The sequence below is a fragment of the Polaromonas sp. OV174 genome (assembly GCF_900112285.1).
Classification (GTDB): domain Bacteria; phylum Pseudomonadota; class Gammaproteobacteria; order Burkholderiales; family Burkholderiaceae_C; genus Polaromonas.
This window is the reverse complement of record NZ_FOKZ01000052.1, coordinates 1-6377: the sequence shown is the minus strand read 5'-3', so window position 1 is coordinate 6377 and position 6377 is coordinate 1. Positions and strand designations below refer to the sequence as shown.

The 6377-nt window shown below is 54.7% G+C and carries 5 protein-coding genes and 3 pseudogenes; 1 reads left to right on the top strand and 7 read right to left on the bottom strand.

Going from position 1 to position 6377, the window contains the following annotated elements; genetic code table 11:
• Positions 1–100 (bottom strand): annotated as a pseudogene (locus BM160_RS23045) (dihydrodipicolinate synthase family protein); the annotation flags it as partial.
• A 152-nt stretch (positions 101–252) separates the two neighbouring features.
• On the opposite strand from BM160_RS23045, the pseudogene BM160_RS23040 reads away from it, so the two are divergent.
• Positions 253–518 (top strand): annotated as a pseudogene (locus tag BM160_RS23040) (IS5/IS1182 family transposase); the annotation flags it as partial.
• A gap of 574 nt (positions 519–1092) precedes the next feature.
• Here the strand turns inward: BM160_RS23040 and BM160_RS21905 are convergent.
• From BM160_RS21905 to BM160_RS23035, 6 genes and pseudogenes are all read right to left on the bottom strand, one after another.
• Entirely contained in the window at positions 1093–2337 is a 1245-nt protein-coding gene (locus BM160_RS21905) for a metal-dependent hydrolase family protein (protein ID WP_092008262.1), read from the bottom strand.
• An 11-nt stretch (positions 2338–2348) separates the two neighbouring features.
• The gene (locus BM160_RS21900; protein WP_092008261.1) at positions 2349–3236 is read right to left on the bottom strand and encodes an ABC transporter permease; all 888 of its coding nucleotides are present in this window, start codon (positions 3234–3236) and stop codon (positions 2349–2351) included.
• 9 nt (positions 3237–3245) lie between these two features.
• Positions 3246–4307, bottom strand: a complete 1062-nt coding sequence (locus BM160_RS21895; RefSeq protein WP_092008260.1) for an extracellular solute-binding protein — start codon at positions 4305–4307, stop codon at positions 3246–3248.
• Between the two features lie 11 nt (positions 4308–4318).
• Positions 4319–5374 carry an ABC transporter ATP-binding protein gene (locus BM160_RS21890; RefSeq protein ID WP_092008259.1) on the bottom strand — a complete coding sequence of 352 codons (1056 nt, stop codon included), beginning with the start codon at positions 5372–5374 and terminating at the stop codon, positions 4319–4321.
• The gene (locus BM160_RS21885) at positions 5375–6265 is read right to left on the bottom strand and encodes an ABC transporter permease (RefSeq protein WP_255369046.1); all 891 of its coding nucleotides are present in this window, start codon (positions 6263–6265) and stop codon (positions 5375–5377) included.
• Between the two features lie 7 nt (positions 6266–6272).
• Positions 6273–6377 (bottom strand): annotated as a pseudogene (locus BM160_RS23035) (dihydrodipicolinate synthase family protein); the annotation flags it as partial.

Sequence of the window (6377 nt, the reverse complement as noted above, 5' to 3'; positions counted from 1 at the left end):
AGTCGATGTGCTTGGCCGTGCCTTCGGCGTCTATGCTTTCATCGGCATGGAACTTGGTCGTGATGGCGGGAAAAATGCCTTGCCAGCGGGGATTCGTCATAGGGTGCTCCTGTGGGATGAAGTGAAAGTGAGAAGTGTCTAAATCGATTTCGCGATCAGATTATTAATATATTAATAAGATATTAAAAATATTTTTATGGGGTATTCGATAGCTTGCAAGATGGCATTTTTTGCGGTAATTGGCGGGGAGTTTTGGCAGTCACCACAGCAGAAGTGACAGATCGCAAGGGGCCTTGCAGGTACTGCAACGCTGCAAACTGAATCTGAAAAGGTGCAACGCCTGCTGTGTGACTGCGGCTACGTGGGCCACCGACATCCTGGCCGAGCACGTCACGGTGCAGATCGCCAAGCGCAGTGAACCTTCGGGGACATGCTCAAGCGCTGGTTAGTGGAGCGCTGCTTTGCGATGGAAGAAATGTGAGGGGCATCTGAACACCAGCTTATTTATCCGACTATCGAAATACTGCTTCGGCCAAGCTGCACGTGTAGGCAGTCAGGCAGGTATCAGGGTGAGGCGGGCGTTCGCGTGGCAGGTCTTTCGGATGGACGACCAGCAGTTCCTGGTCGGATCCGGGTGCAGTGATCATCGAAATCGACGTCACATTGCTGACGGTCAAGCTGCTGAAGTCAATGTCGGGTATGGAGCGAGAATTTCGAATGGGTGTAGGTCAGCAACCAGTCTTTTGTAGTCGGTCGCCGAGCCCCTTTGATCGTTTGCTTGCCGCAAACCGTTCACCGATAGTGCTGCAGGCAATGCACCTGACCCGTAACGGTGCAGGTGCATTGCCCCGCAATGCGGTTGAGAATCGCTAGCCATGCGTGTCTGAATGATTTGTACGGTCTGCTCGGGTGCCGGCAGCCGATTCAGTACCTGCTGAACCCCATCGCGCAGCCCGCGCGTCAACCGGTCCAACCGAACGCGCAACCGCTCAAAGTCGCCTACGTCCATCGCTTTCTCTCGCCTTGTCCTACATAAACCATCAGAGTTCAAAACCGGCACCTCATCCAACACTTTATGAGAGAAAAGCCACGCTAATTGAGGTCACCAAATTCAAGCTGACCTTCCTTGATGACGGCCCGTATGTGTTTTCCCTGCTCCGTCAAGCAACTCAAATCCTTGAATGGATTGCCATCCACTACAAGAATGTCCGCAAAAGCGCCTGCCTCAAGCCGCCCGAGCTTTCCGGTCATTCCCAGAACCTCGGCGCCGATCGTCGTTGCACTGGCGATGATCTCGGCATTTGTCAGAACCTGCGCTCTTACCAGAAATTCATCGCTTTGCAAGCGATGCCCCTCGCCAAGCAGGTCTGACCCGAAACCCATCTTGACTCCCGCGCGCTTGTAAACCTCCAGCGAACGTAATCCCGCCGAGCGGACCGTATCAATCTTGGCGGCACTGGTCGCTGACAAGCCATATTTTTCACCTTCGTGATGCAGCGCCTCGAAAGCGATCAGGGTGGGTATGACATAAGCCCCGTGTTTGGCCATCAGGGCCGCAGTCGGGTCATCAATTAAATTTCCGTGTTCAATGGTGCGCACCCCGCAGCGCACCGCGCGCTGTATCGACTCGGCCGTGTACGCATGCGCCATCACGTAAGTCCCGCGCGCGCGGGCTTCGACCACCACTGCCCGGAGTTCGTCCTCGGAATACCCAAGTGCGCCAATGGGATCTGTTGGTGAGGCAACGCCGCCAGAAGCCATGATTTTGATTTGATCGGCGCCCATCTGAAATTCCTGACGTACCGCAGCTCGCAGTGCATCGACACCGTCGACAACGCGCCCTAAGGCACCCACTCGAACGCAACACGCGCAAGGCGCGTCGGAGTCCAGAAAGTCCGATCGTGCACGGGGATCTCCATGCCCACCCGTCTGGCTGATGGCTCTGCCAGACACAAACAAACGAGGTCCCTGCGCAAGCCCGTTGGATACGGCTTCCTTCAATGCGAACCCTGCGCCGCCAGCATCACGGACCGTCGTGAATCCGCGCCTCAGCATGCCTTGCATAATGGGTACCGCCTTCAACGTGACGAACACGTTGGGCAAACGCACTTGACCGGCCAAGTCAAACTGAACGGCAACAACGTGAACATGTAGGTCTATCAATCCCGGCATGATCGTTTTTCCACCGAGATCCACCACTCTTGCATTGGCCGACTTAATCGGTCGATCGGACACTTCCTTAATTGTCCCGCCTTCTACCAGCACCTCGTACCCGGTTAGCAGTTCCGTCTGCAATGGATCAAGCAAAGCGCCGTTTTTGAAAAGTAAGCTGTTCAAAATTCAAATCCTTAAGATGTCATCGTTTTCGAATATTTCCGGTGAATCAGCCAGTTGGAACTTATGGCGAGCACCAGCGTAACTATCATGAGAATCAGTGCTAGCGCAGCACCGAATGGCCAGTTGGAGACCTTCGAAATCTGACCGTAGACAGCAGGCGCCATCATGGTGAGCTTCGTTCCACCCAACAAAACAGGCGTGACATAGCCGTTCATGCAGAGGATGAAGCACAGCATGCTTCCGGCTGCGATGCCTGGCGCCGCAATTGGCAACACGATGCGGAAAAAAGTAACTAGAGAACTCGCCCCCAGATTTCGGGCCGCTTCCTCCAGTGTCAGGTCGATCCCTTCCAGCACGCTTTGTAAAGTCACAACCATGTAGGGCAAGACGAATGATGTCAGCCCTAGTACCACCGCAAGCGGCGTATAGAGAAGCCGGATTGGCTGATCAATGAGCCCGAACGTCATTAGCACCGAATTGGCAAATCCGGCGTTACCGAGGATCACAACCCAGCCCACGGCACGCACGACCCCACCAATCAGCATGGGAAAAATAAGCGCGATGAGGAGCAGGCTTTTGATCGAGTTGCGAGTCTTCACCAAAGAGTAGGCAAGAGGAAATCCTATAAGCAGTGCAAAAAATGTGCAGACTGCCGCCATCTTTATCGTCGCCCAAAGTACGCCCATGTAATACGGACTACTGAAAAATCCCACGTAGTTTTCAAGCGTCAGGCCGCTCCTCATCATTGTTGCGGCATCGTAGTGATTGAAGCTGAAACGAAGCAACTGAAGCGCGGGTATGGCAGTCGCGATCAAGATGACGAAAGCGGCGGGAACGGTCAACAGCGGTCCGGGTTTTATGCCCCAGATGGGAGGTCGGCGAAACTCAGCATTGCTCATGAAGTCGCCCTACAGATTGGCTTTGAACTCTTGGTCCCAGAAGTCGTGCATGGCCCGCTTCTTTCCCGCCAACTCGCCGTAATTCACCTTGTGAAAACGGGATGTTTCGGCTTCGCTGAAGCTGACCAGTTGCTTTAGGTCTTCAGGTAAACCGGCGTCCTTGATACTCGGCGCATATCCCATCGTTGCCGAGAAGGCGGCCTGGGCTGCGGGCGTCAACATGTTATTGACATAGTTGAACGCGCCGCGAGGAGACGGTGCGTTTTTTGGAATGCCCGCTAGAGATATATAGGGAATTGCACCTTCGCTCGGGGTTGCAAACGCCACCGACAAACCGGCTTTTTTCCACTGCAACGCCCGGGCTTTCATCATCATAGTGATGTTGATTTCTCCCGTCTTAAGCGCCGCCACCACCGCCTCATTGGATGGATAAACACGGGGCTGCATGGTCTTGAGCTTCCGGAAAAAAGACTTGGTTGCCTCGAAGTCGGAAATCTTGCTTCCGGCACCAAGCGCGCCAGCCAACATGACATAGTCGGCAAGCAGATCGGAGAATCCTACGCGGCCTTTATTGCTCGCGTCTAGCAATGCACTGTAGGAGGTGGGAGGCGTTTTGATGGCGTCTGGGTTGTAAACAATCACAAGCGCGCTGTAGAACTGTGGAACCGCATAGAGGGGTCGGATCCAATCAAATGTTTCCGCCAGCCTTGGCACCGAAGCCGTGTCAACGTTCGCCAAGGTACCCGCCTGCTGCATGTCATACATATCGATATCTGCGGCCATCGACACATCCATGGAGCCGCGCCGTGAGGTTTTCTGAGCACGCATCTTGGTCTTGCGCTCTTCGACCCCACCAACGTCGTATGTAACCTTGCCCCCAGCCGGCACGATGATAGGAACTTCTATGTTGGCCTTTAGGAGATTGAGGTAGTCGCCACCCCAGGTGGCAACGACGACGTTCTCGTTACTCCCGGCGGCTGGGGCGGCCAATGCGCGGGCGGACAGTGTCGGCAGAAGGACCAGACCCGACGCAGATGCCATGAATTGGCGACGGTTTTCGAACATTTTCATAGGAACCCCTTTCAGTTGGAAAAACACACGCAGTCGCGTGCACGGAAACTTGCAAACCATTTTTCTCCGACAGAGGGAGACGCAGCGGCATTCTGGTGATCGTTCTTGACGTGGCACACCACGCCTTCACCCGATTCGGTGATCGTGCGTACTTCGATGGACGGTCCGCGATAAACGATCGACTGCACGGTCACAGGCAGGCAGTTATCGAGCTGCGATTGAATCGGCTCAAGCGCGACTCGCTCTGGACGCACGCCAAGCATGATGGGGTTGTCTGTTAGACCGGCCGCAACGAATGCAGAGCCGCCAGTACTCACAAACCGATGATCGCCATCGGCTTTTCCGGAAAAGAAATTCATTTCGCCCAGGAAGTCCGCCACGAAGTGGTTGACGGGTCGCTCGTAGAGATCGGCTGCCGTACCTATTTGCTGGATGCGGCCGTCATGCATAACGGCAACCCTGTCGGCGATGGTGAGTGCTTCGTCCTGGTCGTGAGTAACGAGAATGGTCGTCACGCCTAGCCGCTGCTGCAACTCGCGGATTTGGTCACGTACCTCAACACGAAGTTTTGCGTCGAGATTCGACAACGGTTCGTCAAGCAGGAAGACTTTAGGCCGAATTGCAAGGGCCCGGGCAATCGCCACGCGCTGCTGCTGGCCACCGGACAACTGCCGTGGATAGCGCTCCCGCAGCGCCGACATTCGGACCATATCGAGCGCTTCGCGGATTCTGACGCTGCGTTCAGCTGGAGCAATCTTATGCATCTTCAAGCCGAATTCGACGTTCTCCTCCACTGACATATGGGGGAACAGCGCGTAGCGCTGAAACACCATGCCGGTGTCCCGTTTTTCGGGCTGTAACCGGGTGACATCGACGCCATCAATGCGTATAGAACCGCCAGAGGGCTCAACAAATCCTGCGATCATTCTCAGGGTCGTCGTTTTGCCACATCCGCTAGGCCCCAGGAAGGCAATGAGCTCTCCGTCGTCAACCTCCATTGAAAAATCTGCGACGGCAACCGAATTGCCGTAAATTTTTCTAAGACTATCGATCGTAATGCGGGACATTCAAACTACCTTACTTAGTTGGACAAAACGATCGGTGACGATCATGACGATGCCTAGCAACAAAATTTGTACTGAGGACACTGCCGCAATTGTCGGATCGAGGTTGAATTCGAGGTATTGCATGATTGCAATCGGCAAGGTGGTGTTGCCTGGTCCTACGAGCAATAGAGATACCTCCAGATTCTCGAAAGAAACAATAAAACTGAAGAGCACCGAAGCCACAATTGCCGGGCGAAGCATGGGCAAGGTAACCAGCCGGAAAACCTGGAACGCGTTGGCTCCAAGGTTGCGGGCGGCATCCTCGATTGACTGGTCCAGACCGTCGATGCTGGCGGAGACAAGACGTACGGTCCAAGGAATCGTCAGGCTGATATGGGCGACAAGCAGACCAGCGAAGCTGCCGGCAATGTCCAGGTCTAGCGTCTGTGCAATACGCTGGTACAGCAAATAGACTGCGATGCCTGCAACGATTCCCGGTAGGACGAGCGGCGAAAGCAGCAGCAGCTTTATCGCTTCCGAACCGCGAAACTGGGACCTCTTGATGCCTATGGCAGCAAGCGTTCCGAAGATCACGCTAAACAGAGACGTCGCACAGGCAATCTTGACGCTGAGGATGAACCCGTCGGCAAAAGCCGGGTTGTGCCACACGTTGACATACCAGGCTGTTGTGTAGCCCGTCGGAGGGAAGCTGACGATGGCGTCTTTGAAGAAACTCAGCCAGACAACAAAGAATAAGGGACTGAGAATGAACGCATAAAAAATCCCCAGCAAGAGGTTCCATGCGTATACATGCAGACGGAGCTTTGCGCGCCTGGTTGGAGCTAGGCTCGCCGTAGGTTTCAGCATGACCACCGTCGCCGGCATAGGGTGTGATGCAGTCTCTATGTTCATGATGGTTCTAGACGACGGACTGGTATTGAAGCGGGCGTGTTGCGAGTGCTTTGTTCACGATCGTTTCAATGTATTCACGCTCGGCGCCAATCAGCGGCAGGCGGGGACGGCG